General features: G+C 67.8%; 13 protein-coding genes. 7 read left to right on the top strand and 6 right to left on the bottom strand.

What is annotated here, in order from left to right; translation table 11 throughout:
* Nucleotides 1-32: 32 nt before the first annotated feature.
* Nucleotides 33-1,685, bottom strand: a complete 1,653-nt coding sequence (locus tag HDA44_RS00190; RefSeq protein WP_184830368.1) for an APC family permease — start codon at nucleotides 1,683-1,685, stop codon at nucleotides 33-35.
* A gap of 191 nt (nucleotides 1,686-1,876) precedes the next feature.
* Between HDA44_RS00190 and HDA44_RS00195 the strand changes: the two genes are divergently transcribed.
* From HDA44_RS00195 to HDA44_RS00205, 3 genes are read left to right on the top strand one after another with little or no spacing between them, the layout of a single operon-like run.
* The gene (locus HDA44_RS00195; protein ID WP_184830369.1) at nucleotides 1,877-2,986 is read left to right on the top strand and encodes a sugar ABC transporter substrate-binding protein; all 1,110 of its coding nucleotides are present in this window, start codon (nucleotides 1,877-1,879) and stop codon (nucleotides 2,984-2,986) included.
* On the top strand, nucleotides 2,983-3,759 hold the full coding sequence (locus HDA44_RS00200) for an ATP-binding cassette domain-containing protein (RefSeq protein ID WP_337905564.1): 777 nt from the start codon (nucleotides 2,983-2,985) through the stop codon (nucleotides 3,757-3,759). Before HDA44_RS00195 ends, HDA44_RS00200 begins: the two co-directional genes overlap by 4 nt.
* A complete protein-coding gene (locus tag HDA44_RS00205) occupies nucleotides 3,756-5,015 on the top strand; it encodes an ABC transporter permease subunit (protein WP_184830370.1) in 1,260 nt (419 codons plus the stop codon). Before HDA44_RS00200 ends, HDA44_RS00205 begins: the two co-directional genes overlap by 4 nt.
* A 19-nt stretch (nucleotides 5,016-5,034) precedes the next feature.
* Here the strand turns inward: HDA44_RS00205 and HDA44_RS00210 are convergent, their stop codons facing one another.
* From HDA44_RS00210 to HDA44_RS00225, 4 genes are all read right to left on the bottom strand, one after another.
* Nucleotides 5,035-5,388, bottom strand: a complete 354-nt coding sequence (locus tag HDA44_RS00210) for a response regulator transcription factor (protein WP_184830371.1) — start codon at nucleotides 5,386-5,388, stop codon at nucleotides 5,035-5,037.
* A gap of 104 nt (nucleotides 5,389-5,492) precedes the next feature.
* On the bottom strand, nucleotides 5,493-6,899 hold the full coding sequence (locus HDA44_RS00215) for a CHASE3 domain-containing protein (RefSeq protein ID WP_184830372.1): 1,407 nt from the start codon (nucleotides 6,897-6,899) through the stop codon (nucleotides 5,493-5,495).
* Nucleotides 6,899-7,552, bottom strand: a complete 654-nt coding sequence (locus HDA44_RS00220; protein ID WP_184830373.1) for a response regulator — start codon at nucleotides 7,550-7,552, stop codon at nucleotides 6,899-6,901. The genes HDA44_RS00215 and HDA44_RS00220 overlap by 1 nt, the downstream gene beginning before the upstream one ends.
* A 116-nt stretch (nucleotides 7,553-7,668) precedes the next feature.
* The gene (locus HDA44_RS00225) at nucleotides 7,669-8,763 is read right to left on the bottom strand and encodes an alpha/beta hydrolase (protein WP_184830374.1); all 1,095 of its coding nucleotides are present in this window, start codon (nucleotides 8,761-8,763) and stop codon (nucleotides 7,669-7,671) included.
* A gap of 159 nt (nucleotides 8,764-8,922) precedes the next feature.
* On the opposite strand from HDA44_RS00225, the gene pafA reads away from it, so the two are divergent.
* The 4 genes from pafA (at nucleotide 8,923) to HDA44_RS00245 (ending at nucleotide 14,450) form a co-directional block, all read left to right on the top strand.
* Nucleotides 8,923-10,284, top strand: a complete 1,362-nt coding sequence (pafA, locus tag HDA44_RS00230) for a Pup--protein ligase (protein WP_184830375.1) — start codon at nucleotides 8,923-8,925, stop codon at nucleotides 10,282-10,284.
* A gap of 288 nt (nucleotides 10,285-10,572) precedes the next feature.
* A complete protein-coding gene (locus HDA44_RS00235; RefSeq protein ID WP_184830376.1) occupies nucleotides 10,573-11,937 on the top strand; it encodes a hypothetical protein in 1,365 nt (454 codons plus the stop codon).
* 123 nt (nucleotides 11,938-12,060) lie between these two features.
* On the top strand, nucleotides 12,061-13,335 hold the full coding sequence (locus tag HDA44_RS00240; RefSeq protein WP_184830377.1) for a GNAT family N-acetyltransferase: 1,275 nt from the start codon (nucleotides 12,061-12,063) through the stop codon (nucleotides 13,333-13,335).
* Between the two features lie 143 nt (nucleotides 13,336-13,478).
* A complete protein-coding gene (locus HDA44_RS00245) occupies nucleotides 13,479-14,450 on the top strand; it encodes an FKBP-type peptidyl-prolyl cis-trans isomerase (protein WP_184830378.1) in 972 nt (323 codons plus the stop codon).
* A 71-nt stretch (nucleotides 14,451-14,521) separates the two neighbouring features.
* Here the strand turns inward: HDA44_RS00245 and HDA44_RS00250 are convergent, their stop codons facing one another.
* The gene (locus HDA44_RS00250; protein ID WP_184830379.1) at nucleotides 14,522-15,019 is read right to left on the bottom strand and encodes a hypothetical protein; all 498 of its coding nucleotides are present in this window, start codon (nucleotides 15,017-15,019) and stop codon (nucleotides 14,522-14,524) included.
* Nucleotides 15,020-15,039: the final 20 nt, after the last annotated feature.

A 15,039-nucleotide genomic window follows, 5' to 3' on the forward strand; every position in this document is an offset into this window, starting at 1 on the left:
GGACCCCGCCCCACAACGGGAGTGGTTAACCGCTACGCCTGCCGCAGATCGGCCTCCTCCGGGACGACGACCTGGTCGATCATCGACTGGATGCGTTCGGCCGGGAGTGCGACGGACAAGGCCCAGAAGTAGATGACCAGGCTGAAGACGGCTACCGCGAGCATGTCCCACCAGAGCGGGAACCACGGGTGCTTGAGCGGCCCGAAGTCGCTCAGGTACACGATCAGGCCCATCCCGACCAGGTACACCGGCAGCCACTGCGCGGCGCGGAGGTCGAGTTGCGGGGTGATCGGGTTCATCTTGAACACCCGGTTGCCGATCAGGATGACGTACCCGATCAGGATCGCGATGCCGAGCTTCCAGTCGGTGTCCCAGCCGGACCACAGGATCAGCAGGTTGGCGACGACGAACGCCAGCGGCGACATCCAGTTCGCGCCGGGCAGCCGGTACGGGCGGTGCGCGCCGGGCAGCCGGTTCCGGAACACGCCGAGGGACAGCGGCGCCCCGGCGTACATCAGGACGCTCGCGCTGGTGATCAACCCGACCAGCGACCGCCAGCTCGGGAACGGCAGGAAGCAGACACAGCCGATGACGAACGCGGCGATCAGCCCGACCCACGGTACGCCGCGGCTGTTCGTCCGCTCGAAGACCGACGGGACGTACCCGTTGCGGCTCAGCCCGTACGAGACCCGCGAACTGCCCGTGATGTAGATCAGGCCGGTACCACCTGGCGAGATGATCGCGTCCAGGTACAGGATCGTCGCCAGCCAGCCGAGACTTGCCAGCGTCGCGACCTGTGCGAACGGACCGGTCAGCGTGGTGAACGCCGCGGTCGCCCAGGTGCCCTTGACCTGGTCGGCCGGCAGCGCGGCGAGGAACACGACCTGCAGCAGGATGTAGATGATCGCGCCGATCACGATCGACCCGATCACCGCCCGCGGGATGTCGCGCTTCGGGTTGCTGCTCTCACCGGCCAGCTGGTCGGCCTGCTCGAACCCCAGCATGGCGAAGATGATGCCGCTGGTGGACACCGCGGACAGGATGCCTTTGGCGCCGTACGGGTTGAAACCGTCGGCCGCGGTGAAGTTGCTGCCGTGGAACTGCGCGATCGCCAGCACGAAGATGGTCAGCAGGGGAATGCCCACCTTCCACCAGGTCGCCACGCTGTTCGTCCGGGCCAGCAGCCGGATGCTGAGGAAGTTGATCGCGGTGATGACCGCCATCAGGACGACCGCGACGACGATGCCGCTGCCGGTCAGTACGTGCTGGCCGTTCTTGGTCACCAGCCAGTGTTTGCCGAACGAGTAGTGCTGGCCGTAGGTGATCATCGCGAGCACCTCGATCGGCGCGACGGTCGCGGCCTGCAGCCAGGAGAACCAGCCGAACGAGGCGCCGGCCGCACCGCCGAACGCGTAGTGCGGGAAGCGCGCGGTGCCGCCGGAGACCGGGTACATCCCGCCCAGCTCGGCGTGTGTCAGTGCCAGGATGGTGATCGCGACACCACCGATGACCCACGAGATGATCGCCGCGGGTCCTGCGGTCGCCAGGGCGCCCTGCGCGCCGAACAACCAGCCGGAGCCGATGATCGATCCCTCCGACGCCCAGATCAGCCCGACGAATCCGATGTCGCGCTTCAGCCCGGGCCGGCTCTGCTGTGCGGAGGGTTGTGCAGCGGAAATGGCCATAACCGCACCATCGCGCGAGGCTGCCGGAGGTGCAGTAACGCTGCCTGGAGACCGCACCCCCTGCTAGCAGGTACGGCCGGGTACCCGCTGGTGGGCACCGGGTTTTGCGGCCTGCTGCGAGGACGCGGCCGGGCCCGGGATCGCATCCTGGCGGGGAGGACAACCCTGTCGCGATCATGAAGGACGCACCGATGCGAACATCAACCAGAGCAGTCGCGCTGACCGGGACCACGCTGGCGCTCATCGCCGGTCTTGTTGCCTGTAGCAACAGCAACAACAGCTCGTCGTCGAGCGGCAGCAGTAGCGCGCCGCCGGCGAACACGAAGGTCGGCATCCTGCTTCCGGACACGGCGTCCTCGCCGCGCTGGGTCTCCGCCGACCCGAACGAGTTGCGCAAGCAGTGCACCGACAACAAGCTGACCTGCTACATCGACAACGCCAACGGCGGCGCGACCACCATGCAGTCGCAGGCCCAGGCGCTGATCAACCAGGGCGTCGGCGTCCTGCTGGTCACCAACCTGGACTCCGGCTCCGGCAAGGCGATCGAGTCGCTGGCGAAGCAACACAACGTCGTCACGATCGACTACGACCGGCTGACCACGGGCGGTTCGGCGGCGTACTACGTGTCGTACGACAACGTGAAGGTCGGCGAGGACCAGGGCAAGGCGCTGACGTCCTGTCCGCAGGTCGCGGGCAAGCCGGCGGTCGGGTACGTCGACATCGACGGCGCGCCGACCGACAACAACGCCACCCTGTTCGCGCAGGGGTACAACTCGGTGCTGTCGAAGCAGACCGGTTGGACCAAGCTCGCCGAGCAGACCGGCAACTGGGATCCGGCGACCGCGCAGACCGTGTTCACCACGATGCTGGGCCAGCACCCGAGCCTCGGCGCGGTGATGGTTGCCAACGACACCATGGCGCAGTCGGTGATCAACGTACTGAAGTCGCAGAGTCTGTCCGGCAAGGTGGCGGTGTCCGGGCAGGACGCCACGGCGGGCGGTCTGGACAACGTGATGGAGGGCACCCAGTGCTTCACCATCTACAAGCCGGTCGCCGGTGAGGCGGATGTCGCGATCAAGCTGGCGGGCCAGATCCTGTCCGGCCAGAAGCCGACCGCGCCGGCCACGATCAAGGACCCGACCACCGGGCGCGAGGTTCCTTCGTACCTGGCGTCGCCGACCGTGATCACCAAGGCGAACGTGGCCCAGCCGGTCAAGGACGGGTACGAGACGGCCGCGTCGGTGTGCCCGACTCCCGCACTGCAGAAGCTCTGCACCGAGAACGGTATCCACACCCCGTGACGATCTTGGAGCTGCGCGGCGTCGGCAAGTCGTTCGGCCCGGTGGTGGCGCTGCGGTCGGTGGACTTCCGCGCCGCGGCCGGTGACGTGACCGCCCTGGTCGGGGACAACGGGGCGGGCAAGTCGACGCTGGTCAAGTGCATCGGCGGGATTCACCGGATCGACGAGGGCGAGATCCTGGTCGAAGGGACGGCGCAACATCTGCACGAACCGCGGGACGCGGCGCACCTCGGGATCGAGATCGTGCACCAGGACCTGGCGCTCTGCGACAACTTGGATGTCGTCGGCAACATGTTCCTCGGCCGCGAACGGATCGGCCGGCTGCATACGCTGGACGAGAACACGATGGAGCGGATGGCCGGTGAGACGCTGACCTCGCTGTCGGTCCGGACGGTCCGATCGGTCCGGCAGAAGGTGGCCAGCCTGTCCGGTGGTCAGCGGCAGACGGTGGCGATCGCGAAGTCGGTGCTGTGGAGCTCGAAGATCGTGATCCTGGACGAGCCGACCGCGGCGCTCGGGGTGGCGCAGACCGAGCACGTACTGGAGCTGGTGCGGCGGCTCGCCGATCGTGGCGTGGCGGTGGTCCTGGTGTCGCACAACATGAACGACGTCATGCAGGTCGCCGACTCGATCGCCGTCCTGTTCCTGGGCCGGATGGCGACCCAGGTACGGCGGTCCGACGTGACCCAGACGCAGGTCGTCGAGCTGATCACCTCCGGCCGGTCGGGTGACCTCGGTCTGCCGGGGGCCGAGTCGATCGGAGCACCGGCGTGAACGCGGTCCTGGCCGAGAAGGCACCCCAACCGGCGCCGAGCGCGCTGGCCGAGTACCTGCGGGACTACGTCTCGCGGCTGCGTGGCGGTGAGCTCGGGTCGGCTCCGGCGGTGGTCGGGCTGATCGTGATCACGGCGTTCTTCGCGATCGTGCACCAGGGCTTCCTGAGCGCGTACAACCTCGAGGCGCTGGTGATCCAGGCGGCTCCGATCATCGTGATGGCGATGGGCCTGGTGTTCGTACTGCTGCTGGGCGAGATCGACCTGTCGGCGGGGACGACCGGTGGGTTGTGCTCGGCGATCATGGCGGTGTTGCTGTTGCGGCACGGCTGGCTGTGGTGGCCGGCGATGCTGGCCGGACTGGCCGCGGGACTGGCGATCGGGTTCGTGATGGGGTGGCTGCGCGCGAAGGCGGGTATCCCGTCGTTCGTGATCACGCTGGCCACGTTCCTCGCGTTCCAGGGCGCGACGCTGATCCTGGTCGGCGGTCAGGGGTCGGTGATCCTGCCGGCCGGGACTCCGCTGATCAACCTGGAGAACAGCTTCGTACCGTTGTGGCTGGGCTGGACCTTGCTGGGCGTGTTCGTGGTCGGGTACGCGGCGCTGAAACTGAGCGATGCGCGCGCCCGGAGGCGTACCGGACTGGCCGCGACGCCGGTCGTGGTGATCGTGTCGAAGGTGATCGGCGTGGCCGTACTCGGGGTCGCGTTCACGTACGAGATGGGGAAGAACCGGAACCTGATCACCAACGCGTTCTTCAGCAGCAAGGCACAGGGCGAGCCGTGGGTGGTCGTACTGCTGATGTTGTTGTTCGTGGTCTGGCATTTCGTGCTCAGCCGGACCCGGTACGGGCGGCACGTGTATGCCGTCGGGGGGAACGAGGAGGCGTCGCGGCGCGGCGGTGTCGCGGTCTCGCGGATCCGGATCTCGGTGTTCGTGATCTGCTCCGGGATGGCGGCCGTCTCCGGCCTCGTCGCGGCGTCCCTCCTGCAGTCGGTGCAGTCGAACGCGGGTGCCGGCAACACGCTGCTGCTGGCGGTCGGTGCCGCGGTGATCGGCGGTACGTCGCTGTTCGGCGGGCGTGGGCGGATGATCGACGCCGTACTCGGTGGCCTGGTGGTCGCGGTGATCATCAACGGGATGAGCGACCTGATCCAGGGTTCGAACTCGTCCGGCTACGAGTGGGTCGTCACCGGTGCCGTACTGCTGCTGGCCGCCGGATTCGACGCGGTGGTCCGGCGCGGGAAGACCGCCTGAGGGTTCTGGTCCGCCGGGGTCAGCCGTTCGTGAGCAGTCGGCGGATGGCCCCGGCGGACAGGCTTGTCTTGGCGACGAAACCGATGGCGGGGCTGGCGGCGATCAGGTCCGCGTAGTCCTGCTCGGCGTGGCTGGAGATCAGGATCATCGGCGCCGACGTACCGGACGCGCGCAACCTGGTGATCAGCTCGAAACCGCTCTCACCGCCGAGGTCGATGTCGACGAGGACGACGTCCGGCCGCAGGTGCTCGACCAGGTCGGTCGCCTCGGCGGTACTGGTCGCCGTACCGACCACCGTCACGCCTTCGCGTACCAGCAGCCCGCGTGCCGCGTTCAGGAAGCGCCGGCTGTCGTCGACGATCACGCACCGCATGGCACCAGCATCGCAGCGGTTGGCGCCGCTGGCATTCCTGCTGCCTGTACTGCTGCCGTGCTGGTGGTGTGCTGGTGGTGTGCTGGTGCTGTGAAGGTGTTGTCCTACGACGATGTGATGGGCAACGAGACCGACAGCGTGGTGCCTTCTCCAGAAGGGCTTTCGACCACCAGCGTACCGCCGAGCGCGGCCACCCGGTCGTCCAGTCCGACCAGCCCGGAGCCCTTCGCCGGGTCCGCGCCGCCGATCCCGTCATCGCGTACGGACAACACCAACCGATCGGTCGTCAAACGCGCAACGACGTGGACGACGGACGCGTCGGCGTGCTTTGCCGCGTTGGTGAGTGCCTCGGACACGACGTAGTACGCGGCCGCCTCGATCGGTGCCGGCAGCCGGGTGCCGACGTCGATCCGGACCTCGACCGGCACCTTGGACCGGCGCGCGAGCATCCGCACCGCCGGCCCGATCCCGCCCTGGGACAGGATCGCCGGATGGATGCCGCGGGCAAGTTCCCGGACCTCGTCCAGGGTCGCGGACAGGCCCTTGGCGACCTCGTCCAGTTCCTCGGCCTGCCCGTTCGGGCTGCCGGCCTGGATCGCGCGGACGTCCAGCGTCAGTGAGACCAGCCGCTGCTGGATGCCGTCGTGCAGGTCGCGTTCGATCTGCCGGCGGGTCTCGTCGGAGGACCGGACGATGCGGGCCCGGGACGCGGCCAGGTCGGCACTGGCGGCGCCGAGCGAACCGGCCATCGTGTTGAACGTCCGCTCCAGCGTGCGGATCTCGCCGACGCCGGTCTCGGGTACCCGGACCGCGAGGTCGCCAGCGGCCAGCCGGTTCGCCATCTCGGCCGTGACACGGACCGGGCGGACGATGGCGCGGGTCAGGTAGACCGCGAAGCCGAGCACGAGAACGACGGTGCCGGCCAGTCCCATCACTGCTGCCGCCACTGCCCGGTTGGCGATCATGTCGGTGTTCTGCTGTTCGGAACTGGACAGCTTCTGCTCCGAGCTGATCAAGGTGTCCAGTACCGACCGGATCGCCGCGACCCGGTTGGTGCCGTCCGCGGTGATGGCCGCGGTACGAGCCGAGTCCGGGTCTGCTCGGGATGCTTCGATCACGGGCAACGAGTAGTCCCGCAGGTACGAGGTGATGCGCTGGTCGGCCTGGTTCGCCCGTGCGACCTGGTCGGGGCTGTCGGCCACCAGTTGCTCCAGCGTCCCGGTCTGTGCCGGCAGTTGCGCGGCAGCGTCACGCCAGGGCTGCAGGAACTTCTCCTGGCCGGTGATGACGAAGTCACGCTGCCCGGTAGCCAGATCGCTCACCATCCGTTCCACCTGGTTCGCGCTGGTCAGTACGGCTCCGCTGTGTTGTGCCTGTTGCTCCGAAGCGCGCAGCCCTTGTACGGACACCAGCAGCACGACGAACCCGGAGCCGACCAGCACCATCAGCAGTCCGCTCGCGGTGACCACTCGCCGCGCGACCCCACCCCTCGACTCGAAGCCGACGGTCACTAGCGTCCGCCCAGGAACATCAGCACGGCCAGTACGCGCCGGTGGTCGTCGTCGGTCTCAGGCAGGTCCAGCTTGGTGAGGATGCTGCGGACGTGCTTCTCCACGGTCCCTTCGGTCACCCACAGCCGACGAGCCACACCGGCGTTGGACCGTCCTTCCGCGACCAGCGACAGCACCTGTCGCTCCCGCTCGCTCAGAGCAGCCAGCGGGTCGTTGCGATGCTGTGTGTCGACCAGCTCCTGCACTACTGCCGGATCGACGACCGAGCCTCCCCGTGCAACGCGTCGCAGGCTCTCCAGGAACTCCTCTACGTCCGTCACACGGCTCTTGAGTAGGTAGCCCACACCGTGCCCGGCTGCCATCAGCTGCAGTGCATGCTCCACCTCGACGTGCGCCGACAGCAGCAGTACCGCTGTTTCCGGGTGCTCGCGCCGGATCACGTCCGCGGTGTCCAGTCCTTCGGTGGCGTGTCCTGGTGGCATCCGGATGTCGACGATGACCAGATCCGGGCCCTGGCCACGGACCATCTCCAGGAGCTCGGGTCCGTCTCCTGCGGTGCCGAGCACGCTGAAACCGGACCGGTCCAGCAGACTGGCGAGGCCTTCACGCAGCAGCACATCGTCGTCCGCTATCGCCACTCGGGTCCGGCTCACGTCCTACCCCTGTCGCGGAGGTCCCTCATGCCTGGTGAATTCCAGTGTGGCACCGGATATTCACCAGGCAATCACCGTTACTCGCCGTACAGCTTCGGTGTCTCTGGGGTGTCGGCCTAGTGCCTGAAGAACTCGCGGACGAGGCGCCGTACGGTGTGGCTGGCGTGCGGTGCCGTACCGACCAGCTTGGTGCGCGCGGGCGTACTCATCAGACCCGCTTGCTGCAGCTGCGGAGCGAAGGCGGCGTAGTCGGTCCAGATCCAGTGGTTCGCGTGTGAGAGCTGTATGCGGCGGACCGGTCCACCATGCGCCATCAGCGCCGACCAGGTGCGGTCGAACCGTGCATCGCGGAAGCCGTCCGTACCTGCCAGCAGCAGCGGCTTCCGGGTGCCGTGCTGGGCGATCGGGTAGAGCTCACCGTCCAGCGTGTCCAGGTAGCCCTCCAAGTTGACCGCTGCGCGTACCAGTGGGTGCTCCAGCGCCACCGCAGCCGTCGCACCGCCGGCTGAGTGCCCATAGCACCCCACTCGCCGCAGGTCGATCGGTACGTGTAAGTCGGCCAGGTGATCCAGTACGAACCGCACGTCGGCGAACCGGGTGTCCATCATGATCCGTGACTGCACTGGGTCGCTCTGCACGTCGGGTGCGATCTCGATGACCCGCAGCCGCCCGTCCGGGAACACGACTTCGCTAGCTTCACCAGGGTGGTCGATCGTCACTACTACGAAGCCATGGCTGGCCAGGTCCTCGGCTACTGACGTGCCGATGGTGCGGGGGTCGGCTCCTCCTGGGCTGTAGAGCAGAGTGGGCCAGCGGCCGGGTGCGGTCGGCGCATCGACGTACGAATGGGTCAGTGTGGCCGCCCAGTCCACTCCACTGGCGGGGAGCTCCGGATGGAGCAGTCCGGCGTCCAGTCCCTTGAACACCTCTGCCCCGGCCGGTGCGAGCTGGGGAGCGCGGCGGTGGCCGCGTACGCCTGAGGCTGGGTAGAAGACGGTTAGTGCGAGCTCCCTGGTTGGTGCACCGTTCCACGGGTCGGTGCGGTGCGTGTCGGTGAGTGCTCGAGTGGTCGTGCCGACAGGCCATGGGCCGGTAGGAGCCGGCAGCCGCAGCTTCAGGTCAGTGGTCGCGGCGGCTGCTTGCAGGGGAAGGACGCCGGCCAATGACGCGGCGGTGGCGGTGCCGGCGGTGAGGAAGGTTCGTCGTCGCATAGGACGACGCTGACAGCTTCGGTGCCGCCGATGTGGCGAGTGGGCCCGATCTCCACCCGGACCTCAGGCCCTGGGTGGAGAGCATCAAAGGGGTAACGCCGGGGACGGCGCGCCTGAGACAGGGGACGGTTGTCGGAGGGGCGCCGTAGTGTGGGTGATGTGAACCGGCGAATCTTCGGTCTGGAGAACGAATACGGCGTCACCTGTACGTTCCGCGGGCAGCGGCGGCTGACCCCGGACGAGGTGGCGCGGTATCTGTTTCGGCGGGTCGTGTCCTGGGGGCGGAGCAGCAACGTGTTCCTCCGCAACGGGGCCCGGCTCTACCTCGACGTGGGCTCCCACCCGGAGTACGCGACTGGTGAGTGCGACTCGGTCACCGACCTGATCGCGCACGACAAGGCCGGTGAGCGGATCCTCGAGGGACTGCTGGTCGACGCGCAGAAGCGGCTGCACGACGAAGGCATCTTCGGCGACGTCTACCTGTTCAAGAACAACACCGACTCGGCCGGCAACAGCTACGGCTGCCACGAGAACTACCTGGTCTCGCGGCACGGCGACTTCGCCAAGCTCGCCGACGTGCTGATCCCGTTCCTGGTCACCCGGCAACTGATCTGCGGCGCCGGCAAGGTGCTGCAGACGCCGCGCGGTGCCGTGTACTCGGTGTCCCAGCGCGCCGAGCACATCTGGGAGGGCGTGTCGTCAGCGACCACCCGGTCCCGGCCGATCATCAACACCCGCGACGAGCCGCACGCGGACGCCGAGCGGTTCCGCCGGCTGCACGTGATCGTCGGCGACTCGAACATGTCCGAGACCACGATGCTGCTCAAGGTGGCCAGCACCGACCTGGTACTGCGGATGATCGAGGCCGGCATCGTGATGCGCGACCTGACCCTCGACAACCCGATCCGGGCGATCCGCGAGATCAGCCACGACATGACCGGCCGCCGCGAGGTCCGGCTGGCGAACGGGCGCGAGGCGTCCGCGCTGGACATCCAGACCGAGTACCTGACCAAGGCGCGTGACTTCGTCGACCGCCGCGAGCTGGGTACGCCCGCGGTGGAGCGGGCGCTGTCGCTGTGGGAGCGGACGCTGAAGGCGATCGAGTCCGGTGACCTGACCGGGATCGAGCGCGAGATCGACTGGGTGATCAAGTACCGGCTGATCGAGCGGTACCGCGCGCAGAACAACCTCGGCCTGGCGTCGCCGCGGGTGGCGCAGCTCGACCTGGCGTACCACGACATCCACCGGCCGCGCGGGCTGTACTACCTGCTCGAACGGAAGGGCGCGGTCACCCGGGTCGTCGACGACCTGCGGGTGTTCGAGGCGAAGTCGGTGCCGCCGCAGACGACGCGGGCGCGGTTGCGCGGCGAGTTCATCAAGCGCGCGCAGGAGCGGCGCCGCGACTTCACCGTCGACTGGGTACACCTGAAGCTGAACGACCAGGCCCAGCGGACCGTCCTGTGCAAGGACCCCTTCAAGTCCCACGACGAAAGAGTCGAAAAGCTCATCGCGAGCATGTAGAGAAGAAAAGACGGCTGGGGTTGGGGAACGACGAAAGAGTCGAAAAGCTCATCGCCAGCATGTGAACGTTTAGTGAGCAACCGCGGGCAGCTGTTGAGCTGTTCGCGGTTGTTTCGCTGTCTGCTGGGCTTGATGTCCGGTTGTGGCCACGGTGATTGCAAGTGCGCGTAACTTGAGCCCTTGTCGCAGTTGTGTGCACTGGCGAATACTCGTTCGCACGTCGGCGGATCTCTTCAGGAATACCGCCGATTCCCGTGAAACGATTCATTCTCCGGAAGGACATCGACGATGACCTTGGAACCGACCGAGGCCGGCGGCTGGGACGCGCTGAGTCGCCGTAGGTTGCTGCAGTTGACCGGGGCAGGCGCGGGCGCGATGGCACTGGGTTCGCTGACTGCCGGCACCGCGAGCGCCGAGGAAGCCGGCACTGCCGATCGCGCCGGGCGGCCCAGGCCGGAACTGCTCAACGGATCGACCTTCCCGGTCGGGCTGTGGGTACCGCCGCCGGCAGAGCAGACGACGCTTGCGCGCTACCGCGAAGTGACCGACGCGGGCTTCACCTTCGCGACCTCCGTCGAGCAGCCGCAGACCGTGGAGTTCCAGCGGCAGGTGCTGCGGCTCGCCGAGCAGGCCGGGCTCAAGTGGATTGCCACCGACGAGCGGCTCGTCAACATCTACAACCAGCAGCCGCCGGAGCAGTGGGGCCGAGTGGTCGAGTCAGTGGTCGCGGACTACCGGCGCTACCCGGCCTGGGCCGGTTTCTACCTGTGGGACGAGCCCAACGCCGGCGTCTTCACCAACATCGGGAAGGTCGCCGCGCAGATCCGGCGAGCCGCGCCGACGAAGCTCCCGTACGTCAACCTGTTCCCGACCTACGCCAACGCGCAGCAGCTGGGCGCACCGACGTACGAGGCCTATCTCGACCGCTACGTCGACGAGGCCAACCCGGAGTACATGTCCTACGACCACTACTCCGTGCTGAAGCCGGACGGCGTGACCCCCGACTTCTTCATCAACCTGGCGGCGGTCCGGAACAAGTCCCTGGCCACCGGGCTGCCGACCTGGGCGTTCATCCTGAGCTGCGAGCACAACCGGTACCGGCTGCCGAGCGAGGCCGACCTGTACTGGCAGATCAACGTGAACCTCGCGTACGGCGCCAAGGGGATCCAGTACTTCACGTACTGGACGCCGAAGTACGACGAGTACATCGAGGCCCTGATCAGCAAGGCCGGCGAGCGTACGCCGCTCTACTACTGGGCGCAGAAGATCAACCGTACGCACCTGGCCACCGTCGGCGCCGAGCTGCTGTCGTTGGTGTCGGAGACTGTCACGCACGCGAACGAGCCGAACCTGCCGGCCGGCGCGGCCGGCTTCACCGCCGACGCCTGGACCGCCGGCGCGCAGGGTTCGGCAGTCATCGTGAGCCGGTTCCGTGCCGGACACGGTAACCAGCCCCACCGCTGGCTGCTGGTGACAAACGGCAGCTCCTCCGCGACGGCGACCTCGTCGCTGACCCTGGGCGCCGGTGTACGGGCGGACGAGTTCAGGCCGACGTCACGCGAGTACACCCCTGTCCGTACGAGCGGAGGCGTCCTCCCGGTGCAGCTGGCTCCTGGTATGGCCAGGTTGTTCCGCCTGACGAAGGCGCACTGATGCGGGCGAGCCTGCCGGGGGCGCTCCGGCAGGCTCGCACCCCTTCAAGTCCCTACAACGAAGGTCATGTAGGTGTGGGCTAAATGCAGTGCTGGATTGTCGTGCGCTGGTTAGAACGAGCACATGTCGATTGTCGAGGTGCGGCCGATCACGGCTGATGAAGCCAAGGAGTACCTGCGCGTACTGCCGTACGTGAATGGGTTTCCGCAGGAAGAGCCTGAGCCGTCGGCCTGGTACGCCGGGCAGGCGGCCTGGCCGCCGCAGGTACCAGCGACCGAGGCCGACCTCGAGCGGCACGCGGCTGGGGTGCAGGTGGACTGGTTCCGCCCGCAGGCCGCGTTCGTGGACGGGAAGCTCGCCGGTGGGTCGGCGATCGTGTCTGTTGAGCTGACTGTTCCAGGCGGCCGGCAGGTCGCTCTGGGCGGCGTGACCTCGACAGCTGTCCTGCCGACGTACCGACGGCGCGGACTGCTCCGGCAGATCATGTCCGCGATGCTGGCGGACTGCCGGGAACGCGGTGAGTTCCTGGCCGGGCTCAGTGCGAGCGAGGGCACCATCTACGGGCGGTACGGGTTCGCACCGGCGACGTTCCAGCATCGGTGGGAGGTGCAGCGTGCTGACGCCGCATTCCGGACCGACTTCACCGACCCCGGCACACTCGACCTGATCGACGGTGCGGCTGCCGCCGAGGTGTGGCCGGTGCTACACGAGCAGGTCCGCGCCGAGCGAGTAGGGGAGATCAGCCCGCTACCGGGCAAGTGGACCGGCTTGGCCAGTGGCGGACTGCCGGCAGACGGGTCCGGCCCGGCACACCACCTGGTACATCGTGACGCCAGGGGAGTGGTGGATGGCGCAGCGATCTTCCGGCTGCCGTGGTCACCCGATGCGGCGCAGGCCGGCGTACTGCAGGTGGAGGCGTTCGAGTCGCTGACGTTTGACGCGTACCGGGCGCTCTGGGGGTTGCTGCTCGACTTCGACCTCACCAAACGAGTAGTGGCGGCACGTCGGCCAGTGGACGAGCCGCTGCGCTGGATGCTGACCAATCCGCGCGCACTGAAGCTCAAACTGACCCGGGACAACCTGTGGCTGCGGATCCTCGACGTACCGGCTGCGCTCGAGGCACGGACGTACGCCACCACGGACACGCTGGTACTGGAGGTCGACTCCGGCCGTTGGCTACTGGACGCCGGACCAGACGGGGCCAGCTGTACTGCTACTGACCGACCTGCTGACCTCACACTGAGTGTGAACGAGCTGGGTTCGCTGTACCTCGGTGGCGTACGCGCCGGCGAACTGGCCTATTCCAACCGCATCACCGCGTACACGCCCAACGCCTTGTCCCGGCTGGACGCACTGCTGCGACCGGATCGCGCCCCGCACAACGCCGTCGGTTTCTGACCGGCGTGACTGTACGTGCTGTGACGCAACGGTGACGCGACCGCCCAGCCCCACGGTTGAACCAGCAAGCTAGGCTGGCCCGCGTTGTTGACCGGAGAGGCGAGCGGCGCACCCGCGCCGGGATGGTTCGAGGTGCTGGTTTCGTGCGCAAGTTGTTGAGTCTGGTCGTGGTCGCGGCACTGGGGTCGTCCCTGGTGGCGTGCGGATCGGGCAAGAAGGACGATTTCGGGGCCGCCGGGATCAAGGTGACCGCGGACTTCGGGCAGAAGCCGACCATCACCCACCGCGACGGTGACCCGGACAAGCAGCTGGTCACCGAGGTGCTGAAGCAGGGCGACGGCCCCGAGGTGAAGAAGGGCGAGCTGCTCACCGCGAACTACATCGGCCAGATCTGGCGCGACGGCAAGGTCTTCGACAACTCGTACGACCGCGGCGCGCCGTCGTCGTTCCCGATCGGCGTCGGCGGCGTCATCACCGGCTGGGACGAGGGCCTGGTCGGCAAGAAGATCGGCAGCCGGGTACTGCTCTCGATCCCGTCCGACAAGGGCTACAAGGCGGCCGGCAACGAGAAGGCCGGGATCAAGGGCGACGACACGCTGATCTTCGTCGTCGACCTGGTCGGCGCGGCCGCCAACGACACCCCGCTCGAGGCGAACCCGGTGACCCCGTCGGCTCCGACCAAGATCAAGGTCAGCGGCGCGCTGAACGCCGAGCCGAAGGTGACCGTCGACGCCGGCACCAAGCCGCCCGCGAAGCCGGGCAAGCCGGTCGTGTTCGCGCTCGGCAAGGGCAAGCCGATCGAGAAGGGCAGCCAGCTGGTCGGCCGCTACGTCGTCTACGACTACGCCGGCAAGAAGCAGGCGAGCACCTGGGACGGTCAGCCGGCCGCCAACGGCCAGCCCGCGCAGCCGGGCGCCCCGACCGACCAGCTCCAGGTGGGTCCCAGCCCGACCGGTCAGACCGGTTCGCTGGACGGCCTGGCCGGTATCCCGATCGGCAGCCGCGTCCTGGTCGAGCTCCCGCCGTCGAAGGACCAGGCCGGCAAGGCGATCAACGCCTTCGCCGTGATCGACATCCTGAACGCCTTCCCGGCCCCGAAGCAGACCGGGCAGTAGCCTCAGTAGCTTCAGCAAACCGAAGGACCGGCTCCATTTCGGAGCCGGTCCTTCGCTTTACCCGAACGGCCTCACCGGGTGCGGCGGACGGCGCGGTGGCTGAACCAGCGGTTGGCGTCGGGCTGGAAGCTGAGCAGGATCGCGGTGATCACCGCGGAGACGTGTACGCAGCGGATGGCCGCGAACGCGATGAACGACGCGGACCAGTGCACCGTGCCGAAATCGCCGTCGTGCAGTAGCCAGTCGACCGGACCGACCAGCAACGAGGCGATGCCGACCGTACCGAGCAGACCGGCCAGCAGCCAGCGGGCCCAAGCCACACCCGGCCGGAAGTACCGGTCGACGACGACGAACAGTCCGCCGTACACGATCGCCCGGAACGCGATCTGGAAGAGCAGTCCGAAGACCGGTGTGCCGTCGCCGATCGCCCCGAGCGCACCGAGAACCGACTCGGCCACACCGGCGCCGATCGCGGTGAACCACAGCGTGATCGCGCCCCGAACAGCCAGCGGAGGCTCAGGCCGCACAACATCATGAATCGTCAGATGGCGGTGCTTGGTGCTGGTCATACCACCACTCTCGCCGCCCA

The sequence above is a fragment of the Kribbella solani genome (assembly GCF_014205295.1).
Taxonomy (GTDB): domain Bacteria; phylum Actinomycetota; class Actinomycetes; order Propionibacteriales; family Kribbellaceae; genus Kribbella; species Kribbella solani.

Excerpts from the sequence above, each read along its gene's own strand:
- HDA44_RS00190 (WP_184830368.1), bottom strand. The coding sequence starts at position 1,685 with ATGGCCATTTCCGCTGCACAACCCTCCGCACAGCAGAGCCGGCCCGGG.
- HDA44_RS00195 (WP_184830369.1), top strand. The coding sequence starts at position 1,877 with ATGCGAACATCAACCAGAGCAGTCGCGCTGACCGGGACCACGCTGGCG.
- HDA44_RS00210 (WP_184830371.1), bottom strand. The coding sequence starts at position 5,388 with ATGCGGTGCGTGATCGTCGACGACAGCCGGCGCTTCCTGAACGCGGCA.
- HDA44_RS00225 (WP_184830374.1), bottom strand. The coding sequence starts at position 8,763 with ATGCGACGACGAACCTTCCTCACCGCCGGCACCGCCACCGCCGCGTCA.
- HDA44_RS00235 (WP_184830376.1), top strand. The coding sequence starts at position 10,573 with ATGACCTTGGAACCGACCGAGGCCGGCGGCTGGGACGCGCTGAGTCGC.
- HDA44_RS00240 (WP_184830377.1), top strand. The coding sequence starts at position 12,061 with ATGTCGATTGTCGAGGTGCGGCCGATCACGGCTGATGAAGCCAAGGAG.
- HDA44_RS00250 (WP_184830379.1), bottom strand. The coding sequence starts at position 15,019 with ATGACCAGCACCAAGCACCGCCATCTGACGATTCATGATGTTGTGCGG.